This is a genomic window from Duganella hordei (assembly GCF_040369125.1).
Lineage (GTDB): Bacteria > Pseudomonadota > Gammaproteobacteria > Burkholderiales > Burkholderiaceae_D > Rugamonas > Rugamonas hordei.
Map to the genome: position 1 here is coordinate 379,190 of NZ_BPWI01000003.1, position 14,778 is coordinate 393,967.

Consider the following 14,778-nt stretch of genomic DNA (forward strand, 5'->3'; position numbering starts at 1 on the left):
CCGGTGTCGGTCCGGCCCTCCTCGGCCGCACTGGCGGGAAACGCTTAAGCCTTGCGCTGGGCCACCGCGTCGACCACGCACAGCGCGGTCATGTTGACGATGCGGCGCACCGTCGCCGACGGCGTCAGGATGTGCACCGGCTTGGCGCAGCCGAGCAGGATGGGGCCGACCGCGATGCCGTTGCCGGCCGCCGTCTTGACCAGGTTGTAGGCGATGTTGGCGGCGTCGATGTTCGGCATCACCAGCAGGTTGGCGTCGCCCGTCAGGGTCGAGCCCGGCATGATGGAATTGCGCAGCTTCGAGTCCAGCGCCGTGTCGCCGTGCATTTCGCCATCCACTTCCAAGGTCGGGTCGCGCAGCTTGACCAGCTCCAGCGCGGCGCGCATCTTCTGCGCCGACTCGCTGTTGGACGAGCCGAAGTTCGAGTGCGACAGCAGCGCCGCGCGCGGCGACAGGCCGAAGCGGCGCATTTCCTCGGCCGCCATCACGGTGATGGCCGCCAGTTCGTTGGCGTCCGGGTTTTCGTTGACGTGGGTGTCGACCATCACCAGCTGGCGCTCGGGCATGATCAGCACGTTCATCGCGGCGTAGACGCAGGCGCCCTCGCGGCGGCCCAGCACCTGGTCGATGTAGTGCAGGTGCAGCTGGGTGGTGCCGAAGGTGCCGCAGATCATGCCGTCGGCGTCGCCCTTCTTGATCATCATGGCGCCGATCAGCGAGTGGCGGCGGCGCATTTCCAGCTTGGCGTACTCCTGGGTGACGCCCTTGCGGCTGGTCAGCTCGTAGTAGGCCTGCCAGTATTCGCGGTAGCGCTCGTCGTGGTCCGGGTTGATGACGTCGAAGTCCACGCCCTGCTTCAGGCGCAGGCCGAACTTGGCGATGCGCGTCTCCAGCACGGCCGGACGGCCGACCAGGATAGGACGGGCCAGCTTCTCGTCGACGATGACCTGCACCGCGCGCAGCACGCGCTCCTCCTCGCCCTCGGCGTAGACGATGCGCTTGAGCTCGGCGGCGGTCTTCTTCGCCACCTGGAACAGCGGCTTCATGAAGGTGCCGCTGCGGTAGACGAACTGCTGCAGGCTGTCCGCGTACGCCTGCAGGTCCTTGATCGGACGGGTGGCGACGCCGGAATCCTCGGCCGCCTTGGCCACGGCCGGGGCGATCTTGATCAGCAGGCGCGGATCGAACGGCATCGGGATCAGGTATTCCGGGCCGAACGACAGGTTGCTGAAGCCGTAGGTGGTGGCGACGATGTCGGACTGCTCGGCGTGGGCCAGCTCGGCGATCGCGTGCACCACGGCGATTTCCATTTCGCGCGTGATGGTGGTGGCGCCGCAGTCGAGCGCGCCACGGAAGATGTAGGGGAAGCACAGCACGTTGTTGACCTGGTTCGGATAGTCCGAGCGGCCGGTGCAGATGATGGCGTCGCCGCGCACGGCCTTGACGTCTTCCGGCAGGATTTCCGGATTCGGGTTGGCCAGCGCCAGGATCAGCGGGTTGGGCGCCATGGCCTTGACCATGTCCTGCTTGAGCACGCCGCCGGCCGACAGGCCGAGGAAGATGTCGGCGTCGTGTATCACTTCGGACAGCGTGCGGGCCGGGGTGTCGCGGGCGAAGCGTTCCTTGTCCGGATCCATCAGCTCGGTGCGGCCCTTGTAGACCACGCCGGCCAGGTCGGTCACGTAGATGTTTTCCAGCGGGAAGCCGAGGTCGACGATCAGGTCCAGGCAGGCCAGCGCGGCCGCGCCGGCGCCCGACACCACCAGCTTGCAGTTGGCGATGTCCTTGCCGACGTACTGGATGCCGTTCATGATGGCCGCGCCGACGATGATGGCGGTGCCGTGCTGGTCGTCGTGGAAGACCGGGATCTTCATCCGCTCGCGCAGCTGGCGCTCGATGTAGAAGCACTCGGGCGCCTTGATGTCTTCCAGGTTGACGCCGCCGAAGGTCGGCTCCAGCGAGGCGATGATGTCGACCAGCTTGTCCGGGTCCATCTCGTTGATCTCGATGTCGAACACGTCGATGCCGGCGAATTTCTTGAACAGCACACCCTTGCCTTCCATCACCGGCTTGGCCGCCAGCGGGCCGATATTGCCCAGGCCCAGCACGGCGGTGCCGTTGGTGATGACCGCCACCAGGTTGCCGCGCGCCGTATATTTATAGGCGTTGGCCGGGTCGATGACGATTTCCTCGCACGGCGCGGCCACGCCCGGCGAGTAGGCCAGCGCCAGGTCGCGCTGGTTGGTCAGTTGCTTGGTCGGCGTGACGCTGATCTTGCCGGGCGTCGGGCACTCGTGGTATTCGAGCGCCGCGAGGCGCAATTGTTGGCGAAGTTCTTCTTTTTTCTCAAGTGACGAATCCATGCTGTGCGGCCTTCCTGTTTTGTGCTGTCGGATAGCTTGCGATTTTATCAGACCAATTCTTTCATTTAAGTAGGTATTTTCACCAACAGCTATGACCGGTATCAGCATTATTTATGATTGCAGGGCGCCGATGACCGAATTTTTGTCGTTTTAACCTATCAATCGCCACAACATAATCAATTTTCCTAACTAATTACATTTTACTATTAAAATTATTAAATTGATTGAAATTGACAATATTGCGCCAAAGTCCGGCCCCGGCGCGCCGGCCGCGGCGGCGGTACAATGCCGCATGCTCTCCGAATTCGACCTCATCAAGGAATACTTCCAGCGCCCCCACCATCCGGCCCGCGCCACGCTCGGCATCGGTGACGACTGCGCGCTGCTCACCCCCACGCCCGGCATGCAGACGGCGATCTCGTCGGACATGCTGGTCGAAGGCCGCCACTTCTTTGCCGGCGAGGATGCGCAGCGCCTCGGCCATAAGTCGCTGGCGGTCAACCTGTCGGACCTGGCGGCGATGGGCGCGCGCCCCGTCGGCTTCACGTTGGCGCTGGCGCTGCCGTCGGCCGAGCCCGACTGGCTGGCCGGCTACGCCAGGGGCTTGTTCGCGCTGGCCGACGCCTTCAACATCGAACTGATAGGCGGCGACACCACCAAAGGCCCGCTGACCATCTGCATCACCGTGTTCGGCGAACTGCGGCCGGGCCGGGCCCTGCGCCGCGACGCCGCCCGCGCCGGCGACGATATCTGGATCTCCGGCACGCTGGGCGACGCCCGCCTGGCGCTGGCCGGCTACCGGCTGGAACTGGCGCAGCCGCTGGACGCGGCCAGCCTGCAGGCGGCCTCGGTGCGCATGCACACGCCGGTGCCGCGCGTCGAGCTGGGCATGCTGCTGGCCGAACAGGGCCTGGCCCACGCCGCCATCGACATCTCGGACGGCCTGGTGGGCGATCTCGGCCACATCCTGACACGGTCGCAGGTGGGCGCCACGCTGGATGTGGACGCGCTGCCGGCCGGCGCCGTGCTGGCCACGCGCGAGACGGCGCTGCGGCGCGCCTACACCGCCGCCGGCGGCGACGACTACGAGCTGTGCTTCACCGCGCCGGCCTCGGCGCGCGCGGCCATCCTGGCGGCGGCGGCCAGCGTGGCGACGCCGGTCACCCGCGTCGGCAGCATCGACGCGCAGGCCGGCCTGCGCCTGGTGGACGCCGCCGGCGCCGCGCTCGACCTGCCACTACACGGCTTCGATCACTTCGCTTCCTGAAGCGAGGTCACGTCCTCGTCCGGCTGGCCGGCGCGCCGGCCGCTGCCGTGCATCAGCCAGTAATGGTGGAAGGCCAGGCGGATGTTGTCGCGCAGCTGGGTGTCATCCCACGGCTTGGTGTAGAAGCGGTAGATGGCGCCGCGGTTGATCGAATCAAGCACCGCCTCCAGCCCCGTGTAGCCGGACAGCACGATGCGTATCGTCTCCGGATACATCTCCTTGACCTTGCCGAGGAACTCGGTGCCGCTCATGCCCGGCATGCGCTGGTCGCAGACGATCACCTGCACCGCGTGCAGCGCCAGCAACTCGAAACCCTCGCCCGGCGTGGCCGCCGTCAGGATCTGGTAGCCGTCGCGGCGGAACAGCCGGTGCAGCGAGGCCAGCACGTTGACGTCGTCGTCGACGATCAGCAGGGTCTGCGCCGGCTGGGCCGCATCGCCCGGCGGCGGCGGCAGGCTGCGGCCGGCGACCATCATGGCGGCCATCTCGGCCGCCGGCACCGGCCGGCTGAAGAAATAGCCCTGGATCTCGTCGCAGCGGCTGCGCCGCAGATACTCCAGCTGGGCGCGCGTCTCCACCCCTTCGGCGATCACCCGCAGCTTCAGGCTGTGCGCCATGCTGATGATGGCCTGCGCGATGGCCGCGTCGTTGGGGTTGGTGGTGATGTCGCGCACGAAGGCGATATCGATCTTCAGCTTGTCGATCGGGAAGCGCTGCAGATAGGCCAGCGACGAATAGCCGGTGCCGAAATCGTCGATCGCCACCTTGATGCCGAGCGCCTTCAGGTTGCCCAGCACGGTGATGGTGCGCTCGGCGTTGGACATCAGCGCGGTCTCGGTCAGCTCCAGTTCCAGCAGCTCGGGCGCCACCTGGTGCCGCGCCAGCGCATCGCGCACCACCTGCTCCAGGTCGCCCTCGACGAACTGCCGGCTGGCGACGTTGACGGCCACCCGCACCGGCCCGATGCCGCCGCGGTTCCAGGCGCTGATCTGGCGGCAGGCGCTGTCGATGATCCAGGCGCCGACCCGCACGATCAGGCCGGTATCCTCGAGCACCGGCACGAAGTCGGCCGGGAACACCATGCCGAAGCCCGGCCGCTGCCAGCGCAGCAGCGCCTCGGCGCCGGCGATGGCGCCGGTGTTCAGGTTGACCTTGGGCTGGTAATGCAGCAGCAGCTCGTTGTTGTCGAGCGCCCGGCGCAGCGCCTGCTCCATGTCCAGCCGCGCCAGCACCTGCACGTTCATGCCGGCGGTGAAGAAGCGGTAGCCGTCGCGGCCGGCCTGCTTGGCGCGCTCCATCGCGGTGTCGGCATATTTGATCAGCGTCTCGGGATCGGTGGCGTCGTCCGGATACATGGCGATGCCGATGCTGGCGCTGAGCACGGCCGGATGGCCGTCCAGGTCGAACGGCAGGCGCAGCGCCTCGCGCACTTCGTTGGCGGTGTGGACGGCGTCCTGCTGGTCGCGCGTCATGGTCAGGATCAGCGCGAACTCGTCGCCGCCCATGCGGCCGACGGTGTCGCGCAGGCGCACGCACTGCACCAGCCGGTTGCTGAACTGGCGCAGCAGCTCGTCGCCCTGCAGCGGCCCCAGCGAATCGTTGACGTTCTTGAAGCGGTCCAGCGCGATGAACAGCACCACGACGCGCCAGTTCTTGTCGCGCGCCAGGGCGATGGCGTCGGCCAGCGTCTGGAAAAACAGCGTGCGGTTGGGCAGGCCGGTCAGGCTGTCGTAATGCGCCATGTGCAGCAGCAGTTCCTCGGCCTGGCGCCGCTCGCTGATGTCGCGCGCCACGCCCAGCAACACGGCCGGCTGCTCGGGCCGCTGCAGCAGCTGCCAGTAGAGTTCCACCGGCACCGCGACCAGGTCGCGCCGCATCAGCTCCAGCTCGATCAGCTCGGGCGCGCGCGGCGGGCCGCCGGCGGCCGTGGCATTGACCAGTTGCGCGGCCAACTGCGCGGCCCGCTCGCGGATCACGGACGGCGTGCCCAGGCCGAGGCGGCTGACGCTCTGGCCCAGCAGTTCGGAGCGCGGATAGGCCAGCATGCGGCTGGCGCCGTCGTTGGCGTCGACCACCTCGGCGCTGGCCGGGTCGAGCAGGAAAATGGCGTCGGCGGTGGCGTCCATCGCGCTGCGGAAGCGCTGCAGCTCGGCGGTGCGTTCGCGCACGGTCTGCTCCAGCCGGACGCTGTAGTTGCGCGACTCGCCGTGCAGCAGCCGCACCTCCAGCATGTTGCGGATGCGGGTGAGCACCTCGACCGGATCGAAGGGCTTGCTGATGAAATCGCGCGCACCCGCCTCGAGCGCCTTGAGCTTGTGATCGGGCTGGGCCGTGACCACCAGCACCGGCAGCCAGGAGCCCGCCTCCAGCGGCTTGAGCGCCTCCATCACGTCGAAGCCGTTCATGCCGGGCATCTGCATGTCGAGGATGATCAGGTCGTATCGGTGTTCGGCGTGCCAGTCGGCGACGACGTGCGGATCGGTGGTCGAGCTGACGGCCGTGTAGCCGGTCGAGTGCAGCAGGAATTCCAGTAATTCCACGTTCACGGGCTGATCGTCGACGATCAGGATGCGGGCGTGAAAGATGTCGGTCTGGCTGATCATGGGATGCGCCTCCGTGTGGTCGGCGCACATCTGCGTTGTTTGGGCAGAGGCTACCGCACAATCATTTGAGTGTACGCAACTTCAATTCGCCGGTCTAATGTTTTCTGGGATGTTGCGATTCCGGCAAACCGTTGATAAACCTCCAGTACGCCACTGGCAACGATTGCGAACTGCATGGTACAGTGGCAGCACGCCCCCAGATTGCCGCATCAGAAGGAGAATTCCATGGATTCCACGAACACCATACTCGAGCTGGCCGCGCAGGTCGGCAAGGCCCTGCAGCAGAAGGGCCTGATCCTGGCCACCGCCGAATCGTGCACCGGCGGCGGGGTGGCGCAGGCCATCACCGAAATCGCCGGCTCGACCGCCTGGTTCGATTGCGGCTTCATCGCCTATTCCAACGCCTCCAAGACCGAACTGCTGGACGTGTCGGCCGCGCTGATCGCGCAGATGGGCAGCGTGTCCGAGGAAGTGGCGGCCGCCATGGCCAGCGGCGCGCTCGGCTCCAGCAACGCCCACCTGGCGGTCTCGACCACCGGCATCGCAGGCCCGACCGGCGCCGTGCCGGGCAAGCCGGTCGGCACCGTCTGCTTCGGCTGGGCCAACGCCGACACCGTGCACACGGAGCGGCTGGTGTTCAGCGGCGACCGCAAGGCGGTGCGCGAGCAAACCGTGATCCACGCGCTGCAGGGACTGCTCCGCTTCATCAACTGAGTCCGGAAGTCAGCGTGGCGGTTGCCATCCCGCCACAAAACAATTACTCTCGACGCATTCAAGCGTTTCAGGAGTAATTGATGCAAAACACGGTACATTTTATTCTCCAGGGCAAAGGCGGCATCGGCAAGACGCTGGTCTCGACCATCCTCGCGCAATGGATCGCCAGCAAGGATGTCGGCGAAGGCGACCAGCCGCTGCGCTGCTACGACACCGACCAGGAGAACGCGACCTTCTCGCGCTACAAGGCGATGGACGTCAAGCATGTGCCGGTGATGACGGACAGCCGCAACATCGACCCCAAGCGTTTCGACGCGCTGATGATCGACATCCTGGAAGAGGACGGCAACTGCGTCATCGACAACGGCGCCAACACCTTCTCCCCGCTGATGGGCTACCTGATCGAGAACGACTGCTTCTCGCTGCTGCAGGAGTCCGGGCGCAAGGTCTACATCCACACCATCGTCGGCGGCGGCGACACCCTGCACGACACGGCGATGGGCTTCGTGTCGACGGCCAAGTCGACCAATGTGCCGCTGGTGCTGTGGGAAAACGAGCACTTCGGCCTGCTGCAGTCGGCCTCCGGCAAGCAGTTCACCGAATCGCAGACCTACGCCGACAACTCGTCGCGCGTCAAGGGCCGCATCGTGCTGTCGGCGCGCAACGCCGACACCTTCGGCGCCGACATCAAGAAGATGAACACGGCGCGCCTGACCGCCAACGAGGTCAAGGAAAGCGACAAGTTCAACGTCATGGAAAAGCAGCGCATCAAGGTGGTGTTCCGCGACCTGTTCGAGCAACTCGACAAAGTGGAGTGGTAAGCCGCCATGGATCAGCAGAAGCTGCGCAGTCTGGTCTTTGAAAAAACCGGCGTCAGGATCGACATCGACGATCCGGTGTTCGCGCTGGTGGCCTTGAACGAAGCGGTACTGGAGGAAGCGGTCGAGCGCCACGTCGCGCTGATCGACGCCGCCTCGCTGGAGCTGGCGCAGCAGGCGCGCCTGGCCGGCGGGCTGGCGCCGCTGCAGGCCGGCAGCCACAAGGCGGCGGTGCTGGACGCCACCAACGAGCCGGCCGCCGCCACGGAGCCGCCCGCCACGCCGTCGGCCTACGCGCCGGCGCCCGCCGCCGGCGCGGTACGCCCGATCGCCACCCAGTCGCCGGCCATCACCCCGCGCGAACTGCGCCTGCTGGCGGCCGCCGCCGGCGTCTCGGTGCTGAGCGCGCTGCTGGTGCTGGGCGGCCAGGCCGCCTTCTTCAAGCCCGCGCCGCCGCCGGCCGCCGTCATCCAGGCGCAGGCGCTGACGCCGGAACAAACCCTGGCCCTGCAAAACGCCGACAGGCTGAACAAGGCGATCCAGAAACTGGACCCGAAAGTCCGCACCCAGCTCCAGGCCGAGCTGCAAAAATAAGGAAGACACATGCACTTTGAAGTCCCCAAGGCCAGCTCTTTCAAGGAATTCGGCGGCGAGTACCTGATGATCGTCATCAGCATCATCACCGCGCTGGCGCTGGAGCATGGCGTGCAAACCCTGCACCACCGCCACCTGGCGCATGAAGCCGGCACCCGCATCGACGCCGAGATCCAGGCCAATGTCCACGAACTCGACCAGGTACTGACCCACAATACCGCCGAGCTGACCAAGCTGCAGGCGCTGCGCGCGCAGCTGCTGGCCGGCATCCAGGACAAGGGCGGCAGCCAGGCGCTGATCGACAAGCTGGAGTTGAAGAACAAGCTGGGCCTGAGCGTGCTGACCCCGGCGCTGCGGCGCGAGGCATGGGAAGTGGCGGTCGCCAGCCAGGCGGTCAGCTGGATGTCGCAGCAGGAGCTGGAACGGTATTCGGGCCTGTATGCCGGCATGCGCGACGTGCAGATGATCAATGCCAGCGGCGGCAACAATTTCCTCAACGGCCCGGGCATGATGGACACGATCAGCGATGTGCGCATGGGCGACGGCGATCCGAAGGCGATTTTCCGCATGCTGAGCCAGATGATCACCGCCTACAGCAGCCTGGACGGCAACCTGCAGGCGCTGCGCAACGACCTGGCCAAATCCGTGCCGCCCGCCCCGCATTCCTGACGCACTCCTGATCTACGGCAGATGCGCCACCAGGTGCTCCCACAGCCGGGTGGCGACCGGACCGTGGGCGACATCGCGGCGGCGCGCGATGACCAGTTCCAGCTCGCTTTCGCGGAAATGGTCGCCGGCCATCGACAGCAGCCGCCCCTGCGCCAGATCCTCTTCCACCAGGTACAGCGGCATATGCCCCCATCCCATCCCTTGCAGGATCACCTCGCGCTTCATGAACTGATCGGCGACGGTGCAGCGGCGGGCGCCGTCCACCACGAAGTAGTCGCGCGGGGCGCCGTTGCGCGCGCTGTCGCGTATCACGCATTGCACGTAGGGCCGCATCATTTCCGGCGTGATGCCGGCGTGCACCGGAAAATCCAGGAAATCGGGCGCCACCACCGGCACCAGCCGGACGCGCTGCCATCCCCTGGCGTCGAAGCGCATCTCCGCCTGCTCGAGGTGATGGAAGATCAAGTCCGCCTCGCCGCTTTGCAGGCGCTCCCACGGGCCTGACAGGGCCTCGAAATGCAGGTCCAGCCTGGTCCCCGGGCACTGCGCAAAAAAACGCCGCAGCAAATGCAAGGTCGCCGGCAGCGGGCACAGGTCGCCGATCACCACCGCCAGCCTGACTTCCTCCCCCATGGCGATCTGCCGAGCCTGCGTTTCCATCTGCCTGGCGCTGTCCAGCATCTGCCTGGCCCGGTCCAGGAAGGCCTCGCCGGCGGCGGAGACGGCGACCCGGTAGCCGCTGCGGTCGAACAGCGCCAGCCCCAGTTGGCGCTCGAGGCTGGCGACGGCGGCAAACACGCTGGGATGGGAGCGGTGCAGCCGGGTCGCGGCCTTTTGAAAGCTGCCCAGTTCGGCGACCGCCAGGAAGCATGCCAGTTCATGCAGGGTGAATCCAACAGAGTTCATAAATCCTACAGAGATTGACAAGATTTTCCAATTTTATCCGAATATGTTTTCCCATACAGTCGTGGCTCGACCACTTTCAGGAGAACCTCATGCGTGCCATACAAATCGCCCAGTTCGGCGGTCCCGACCAGTTGCAGCCGGTGCAGCTGCCCACACCGGTGCCCGCTCCCGGCCAGGTGCTGATCCGCGTCCAGGCGTTCGGCCTGAACCGCGCGGAAACCTATATGCGCCAGGGCTTGTGGGGCGAAGTCGCCAGGGTGCCGGGCATCGAGTGCGTCGGCATCGTGGCCGCGGCGCCGGGAACCGGGCTGCGTGAAGGCGACACCGTGGCCGCCATCATGGGCGGCATGGGGCGCACCATCAACGGCAGCTATGCGGAATATGCGTGCGTCCCGGCCGGCAATGTGGTGCCGCTGCGCTCGTCGCTGCCGTGGGCCGATCTGGCCGCGATACCGGAATCGTATGCAACCGCCTGGGCCTGCTTGCACGACAACCTGGAATTGCGTCCCGGGCAAACGCTGCTGGTACGCGGCGCCAGCTCCGCGCTGGGCCAGGCCGCGACCAATATCGCGGCCCACGCGGGCGCGCAGGTGATCGCCACCACGCGCCGTCCGGCTGCGCTCGAGACCCTGTTGAAAGACAACGGCGCCCGCCACGTCATCGAGGAACAGCCCAGCCTGGCCGCCGCCGTGCGCGCCATCGCTCCCGGCGGCGTCGACGCGGTGCTGGACCTGGTGGGCAACACCACGCTGCTCGATTCGCTGGCCCTCGCGGCCCGGCCCGGCCGCGTCTGCCAGGCAGGCTTCCTCGGCGGCCTCGGGCCGCTGGCCGGCTTCCTGCCGCTGCAACATCTGCCGCCGCGGGTGCAGCTGAGCTTTTTCGGCAGCTTCGCGTTCGGCTCGCCGGGATTCGAGCTGGACCGGGTGCCCCTGCAGCAAATCGTCGAGCGGGTGGAACAGGGCCACTACCGGGCAAGGCCGGCGCGGGTATTTTCCTTCGAAGACATCGTCGGCGCCCATGAATACCTGGAGTCCGGCACGGGAACGGGCAAGGCTGTTGTGACCGTACTACCCTGACGCCGGCATTTTCTGCTAACATGTGAATACCTATTCACTTGTTAGTATTATGAGTTGCCAACACGACTATACCGTCTGCGATCCCGCGATTGCCCAGCTGGCCGATCTGTTCCACCTGCTGGGCGATCCGACGCGCCTGCGCATCGTGCTTGCCTGCGTGGCGGCGCCGATCGCCGTCAGCGACATCGCCTCCTCCCTTGAACTGAGCAGCTCCCTGGTCAGCCACCACTTGCGCCTGCTGCGCGCGGCGCGCATCGTCAAGTCCGAGCGCCAGGGCAAGCAGGTTTTCTACTCCGCAGCCGACGCCCATATCAGCGGCGTCCTCAACGATATGCTCGAACATATCGCCGAACCTTCCAACGGGAACGAAGCATGAGCCAGCACCACGACCATCACGACCACGATCATCATGACCACGACCATGGCCACGCGCCGGCCAAGGCCAAGGCGCACAGCCACGATCATGGGCACGACCACAGCCACGGCCACCACCACGGCGACCCGAACACCATGGGCCGCGCCTTCGCCATCGCCATCGTGCTCAACACCGTGTTCGTGGCGATCGAGTTCTTCTACGGCTTCCTGGCCAACTCCACCGCGCTGATGGCCGACGCCGGCCACAACCTGTCGGACGTGCTGGGCCTGATGCTGGCCTGGGGCGCCGCCATCCTGGCCCGGCGCACGCCGAACGGCCGCTATACCTACGGCCTGCGCAGCACCTCGATGCTGGCCGCGCTGTTCAATTCGATGCTGCTGATGGCGGCCTGCGGCGGCATCGCCTGGGAAGCCGTGCAGCAGCTGGTGCATCCGGAACCGGTGGCCGGCCTGACGGTGTCGGTGGTGGCCGGCGTCGGCATCCTGGTCAACGGTTTCTCGGCCTGGCTGTTCATGTCCGGCAGCAAGGACGACATCAACATCCGCGGCGCCTACCTGCACATGGCCGCCGACGCCGCCATCTCGCTGGGCGTGCTGGTGGCCGGCGTCATCGTCCGCTATTCCGGCTGGAACTGGCTGGACCCGCTGGTCAGCATGGCCATCGTCGCCTTCATCGCCTACAGCACCTGGTCGCTGTTGAAGCAGGCCATGCGCATGATGCTGGCCGCCGTGCCGGACAATGTGGACCGCGCCGAGATCGAAGCCTTCCTGCGCAGCCAGCCCGAGGTGAGCGAGGTGTGCGACGTGCACATCTGGGCCATGAGCACCACCGAGACGGCGCTGACGGCGCAACTGGTCACGCCGGCCGGCCACCCCGGCGACGGCGCCATCGACGCCATCAGCCGCCAGCTGCGCGAGGAATTCTCGATCCAGCACAGCACGCTGCAGATCCGCCTCGGCACCGGCGCGCAGGAATGCTGCCTGCAGCCGGCGCCGCACTAAGCTAAGCGGTTAGTCCGCCAGGTTGGCGTACAGCGGCGTGCTCAGATAGCGCTCGCCAAAGGACGGGATGATCACCACGATGATCTTGCCCGCGCTCTCCGGCCGCCGCGCCACCTGCAGCGCGGCCCACAGCGCGGCGCCGGAAGAGATCCCCACCAGCAGCCCTTCCTGGCTGGCCGCCAGGCGCGCGGTCTCGAACGCATCCTCGTTTTTCACGCCGATGATTTCATCGTAGACCTTGGTGTTCAGCACCGCCGGCACGAAGCCGGCGCCTATGCCCTGGATCGGGTGCGGACCCTTGGTGCCCTTGGCCAGCATCGGCGACGCCTCCGGTTCCACCGCGATGCAGCGGAATTCCGGCTTGCGCGCCTTGATCACCTCGCCCACGCCGGTGATCGTGCCGCCGGTGCCGACGCCGGCCACCAGGATGTCGGCGCGGCCGTCGGTATCGGCCCAGATTTCCTCGGCCGTCGTGCGGCGATGCACGTCGGGATTGGCGGGATTGTTGAACTGCTGCGGCATCAGGTAGCGGCGGTCGCCCTCGGCCAGCTCCTCGGCCTTGCGGATCGCGCCCAGCATGCCTTCGCTGCCCGGCGTCAGTATCAGTTCAGCGCCGTAGGCGCGCAGCAGCAAGCGCCGTTCGCGGCTCATGGTGTCCGGCATGACCAAGGTGCAGCGGTAGCCGCGCGCGGCGCAGACCATCGCCAGCGCGATGCCGGTGTTGCCGCTGGTCGGTTCGAGGATGATGGTGTCGGGACGGATCTGGCCGGCCGCTTCGGCCGCTTCGATCATGGACAGGCCGATGCGGTCTTTCACGCTGTGGGCCGGGTTGCAGTATTCCAGCTTGGCCAGTACCTGGGCGGTGCTGCCCTTGGCCAGCCGGTTCAGCCGTACCAGCGGGGTACGGCCGATCAATTCGGTTACGTCGTTGGCTATCTTCATCAGAACCTCCGGGGTGGGACGGAGGTTCCAGTCTACGCCTTTATTTGACGTCCATCAGCTCCACGTCGAAGATCAGCGCGGAATTCGGCGGGATGCCGCTGCCCGGCGACGGGCGCGAGCCGTAGGCCAGTTCCGACGGGATGATCAAGGTGCGCTTGCCGCCCACCTTCATGCCCTGGATGCCCTGGTCCCAGCCCTTGATGACGCGGCCGGCGCCCAGCACGAAGTCCAGCGGCTCGCCGCGCGGGATCGACGAGTCGAACAGCTTGCCGTGCATGCCTTTCGCCAGCGGACGATACAGCCAGCCCGAGTAGTGCATGTAGACGGTGGCGCCGGTGGTCGCTTCCTTGCCGGTGCCGACCTTGGTGTCGGTGACGATCAGCTGCTCGGCGGCCGGGCCCGGCGTGGCCGAGCCGACCACCAGCGGCGGCGGTGGCGGCGCATCGGCGGCGGTGGCCGGCGCGGCCGGGGTTTGCGCCTGGGCCACGGAGGCCGCCAGCGCGCACAGTGCAACGAATACGGAACTACGCATCATATGGTTTTCTTTCGATGGGTCTGGGACAGCGGGCTATGATAGCAAACCTGTATCGCGAACTGGATAAAACTTACATCGTCGCGGCGGCCGGTACCGCCGGTTGCGCGCTCTCGGCCAGCTTGAGCAGCACCTGGCTGGCGGCCACCATGCCGAAGGTGGCGGTGACCACCATCGCCGAGCCGAAGCCGGCGCAGTTCAGGCCGGTGACCCCGCCGGCGCGCTCGTCGCCGTCCACCGCGCACGCTTCGCCCGTTTCCGGGAACTTCAGCGGCTCCATCGAGAACACCGCGTCGACGTGGAACTTGGTCTTTTCGCCGCGCGGATAGCCGTACTGGCTGCGCAGCACCTTGCGCACTTTTTTCAGCAGCGGTTCCTGCTCGGTGCGCGCCAGGTCGCGCACGGCGATCTGGGTCGGATCGGTCTGGCCGCCGGCGCTGCCGATGATGATCATCGGCAGCGCGTGCTGACGGCACCAGGCGATCATCGCCGCCTTGGCCTTGACGCTGTCGATGGCGTCGACCACGTAGTCGTACCTGCCGGCGCCCAGCATCTGCTCCAGGTTGTCCGGCGTGACGAAGTCCTCGATCTGGTTGACCACGCAGAAAGGATTGATCTGGGCGATGCGTTCGGCCAGCGCGCCGATCTTGGCCTGGCCGACGGTGCCGCTCAGGGCCTGGATCTGGCGGTTGATGTTGGACTCGGCGACGTTGTCCAGATCAATCAAGGTCAGCTGGCCGATGGCGCTGCGCGCCAGCGCCTCGACGATCCAGGAGCCGACGCCGCCGGTGCCGACCACGCACACGTGGGCGCCGCGGAAGCGCGCCAGCGCGCGCTCGCCATAGAGGCGGGCGATGCCGCCGAAGCGGCGCTCGAAGTCGATATCGTCGAATTGGGTGGGGGCGATGGAGTTCATA

The 14,778-nt window shown here is 66.7% G+C and carries 14 protein-coding genes; 8 read left to right on the forward strand and 6 right to left on the reverse strand.

What is annotated here, in order from left to right; all coding sequences use genetic code 11:
* Positions 1-44 precede the first annotated feature (44 nt).
* Complete coding sequence (locus ABWW33_RS09810; RefSeq protein ID WP_353401159.1) at positions 45-2,363, reverse strand: NADP-dependent malic enzyme; 2,319 nt, start codon at positions 2,361-2,363, stop codon at positions 45-47.
* A gap of 292 nt (positions 2,364-2,655) precedes the next feature.
* Here ABWW33_RS09810 and thiL point away from each other — a divergent pair, with 292 nt between their 5' ends.
* Positions 2,656-3,630, forward strand: coding sequence for a thiamine-phosphate kinase (thiL, locus tag ABWW33_RS09815; protein WP_353401161.1), 975 nt, complete (start codon positions 2,656-2,658; stop codon positions 3,628-3,630).
* On the opposite strand, the gene ABWW33_RS09820 is transcribed toward thiL, so the two are convergent.
* Positions 3,615-6,233, reverse strand: coding sequence for an EAL domain-containing protein (locus ABWW33_RS09820; protein WP_353401163.1), 2,619 nt, complete (start codon positions 6,231-6,233; stop codon positions 3,615-3,617). The genes thiL and ABWW33_RS09820 overlap by 16 nt on opposite strands.
* A gap of 225 nt (positions 6,234-6,458) precedes the next feature.
* On the opposite strand from ABWW33_RS09820, the gene ABWW33_RS09825 reads away from it, so the two are divergent.
* The 4 genes from ABWW33_RS09825 to ABWW33_RS09840 all read left to right on the forward strand — a co-directional run bounded on the left by ABWW33_RS09825 (position 6,459) and on the right by ABWW33_RS09840 (position 9,028).
* Entirely contained in the window at positions 6,459-6,947 is a 489-nt protein-coding gene (locus tag ABWW33_RS09825; protein WP_176652322.1) for a CinA family protein, read from the forward strand.
* 80 nt (positions 6,948-7,027) lie between these two features.
* Positions 7,028-7,768 carry a P-loop NTPase family protein gene (locus tag ABWW33_RS09830; RefSeq protein WP_176652321.1) on the forward strand — a complete coding sequence of 247 codons (741 nt, stop codon included), beginning with the start codon at positions 7,028-7,030 and terminating at the stop codon, positions 7,766-7,768.
* 6 nt (positions 7,769-7,774) lie between these two features.
* Positions 7,775-8,359, forward strand: coding sequence for a hypothetical protein (locus ABWW33_RS09835; RefSeq protein ID WP_353401166.1), 585 nt, complete (start codon positions 7,775-7,777; stop codon positions 8,357-8,359).
* A gap of 9 nt (positions 8,360-8,368) precedes the next feature.
* Positions 8,369-9,028: a hypothetical protein gene (locus tag ABWW33_RS09840; RefSeq protein WP_353401167.1), complete on the forward strand. Its 660-nt coding sequence runs from the start codon at positions 8,369-8,371 to the stop codon at positions 9,026-9,028.
* A gap of 12 nt (positions 9,029-9,040) precedes the next feature.
* Here the strand turns inward: ABWW33_RS09840 and ABWW33_RS09845 are convergent, their stop codons facing one another.
* Entirely contained in the window at positions 9,041-9,934 is an 894-nt protein-coding gene (locus tag ABWW33_RS09845; RefSeq protein ID WP_353401169.1) for a LysR family transcriptional regulator, read from the reverse strand.
* An 89-nt stretch (positions 9,935-10,023) separates the two neighbouring features.
* On the opposite strand from ABWW33_RS09845, the gene ABWW33_RS09850 reads away from it, so the two are divergent.
* Genes ABWW33_RS09850 through ABWW33_RS09860 form a run of 3 tightly spaced genes read left to right on the forward strand, consistent with a single transcriptional unit; the run spans position 10,024 to position 12,387 of the window.
* Positions 10,024-11,010, forward strand: coding sequence for a zinc-binding dehydrogenase (locus tag ABWW33_RS09850; RefSeq protein WP_353401171.1), 987 nt, complete (start codon positions 10,024-10,026; stop codon positions 11,008-11,010).
* Between the two features lie 49 nt (positions 11,011-11,059).
* On the forward strand, positions 11,060-11,386 hold the full coding sequence (locus tag ABWW33_RS09855; RefSeq protein ID WP_176652316.1) for an ArsR/SmtB family transcription factor: 327 nt from the start codon (positions 11,060-11,062) through the stop codon (positions 11,384-11,386).
* Complete coding sequence (locus ABWW33_RS09860) at positions 11,383-12,387, forward strand: cation diffusion facilitator family transporter (RefSeq protein WP_353401173.1); 1,005 nt, start codon at positions 11,383-11,385, stop codon at positions 12,385-12,387. Before ABWW33_RS09855 ends, ABWW33_RS09860 begins: the two co-directional genes overlap by 4 nt.
* Positions 12,388-12,396: 9 nt before the next feature.
* On the opposite strand, the gene cysK is transcribed toward ABWW33_RS09860, so the two are convergent.
* The 3 genes from cysK to tcdA form a co-directional block, all read right to left on the reverse strand.
* Positions 12,397-13,329 (reverse strand): cysteine synthase A, encoded by a 933-nt coding sequence (gene cysK, locus ABWW33_RS09865; RefSeq protein ID WP_353401175.1) that lies wholly within the window; start codon positions 13,327-13,329, stop codon positions 12,397-12,399.
* A gap of 40 nt (positions 13,330-13,369) precedes the next feature.
* Positions 13,370-13,864, reverse strand: a complete 495-nt coding sequence (locus ABWW33_RS09870) for an FKBP-type peptidyl-prolyl cis-trans isomerase (protein WP_176652313.1) — start codon at positions 13,862-13,864, stop codon at positions 13,370-13,372.
* Between the two features lie 70 nt (positions 13,865-13,934).
* Complete coding sequence (gene tcdA / locus ABWW33_RS09875) at positions 13,935-14,777, reverse strand: tRNA cyclic N6-threonylcarbamoyladenosine(37) synthase TcdA (RefSeq protein WP_353401177.1); 843 nt, start codon at positions 14,775-14,777, stop codon at positions 13,935-13,937.
* Between the last annotated feature and the right edge of the window lies 1 nt (position 14,778).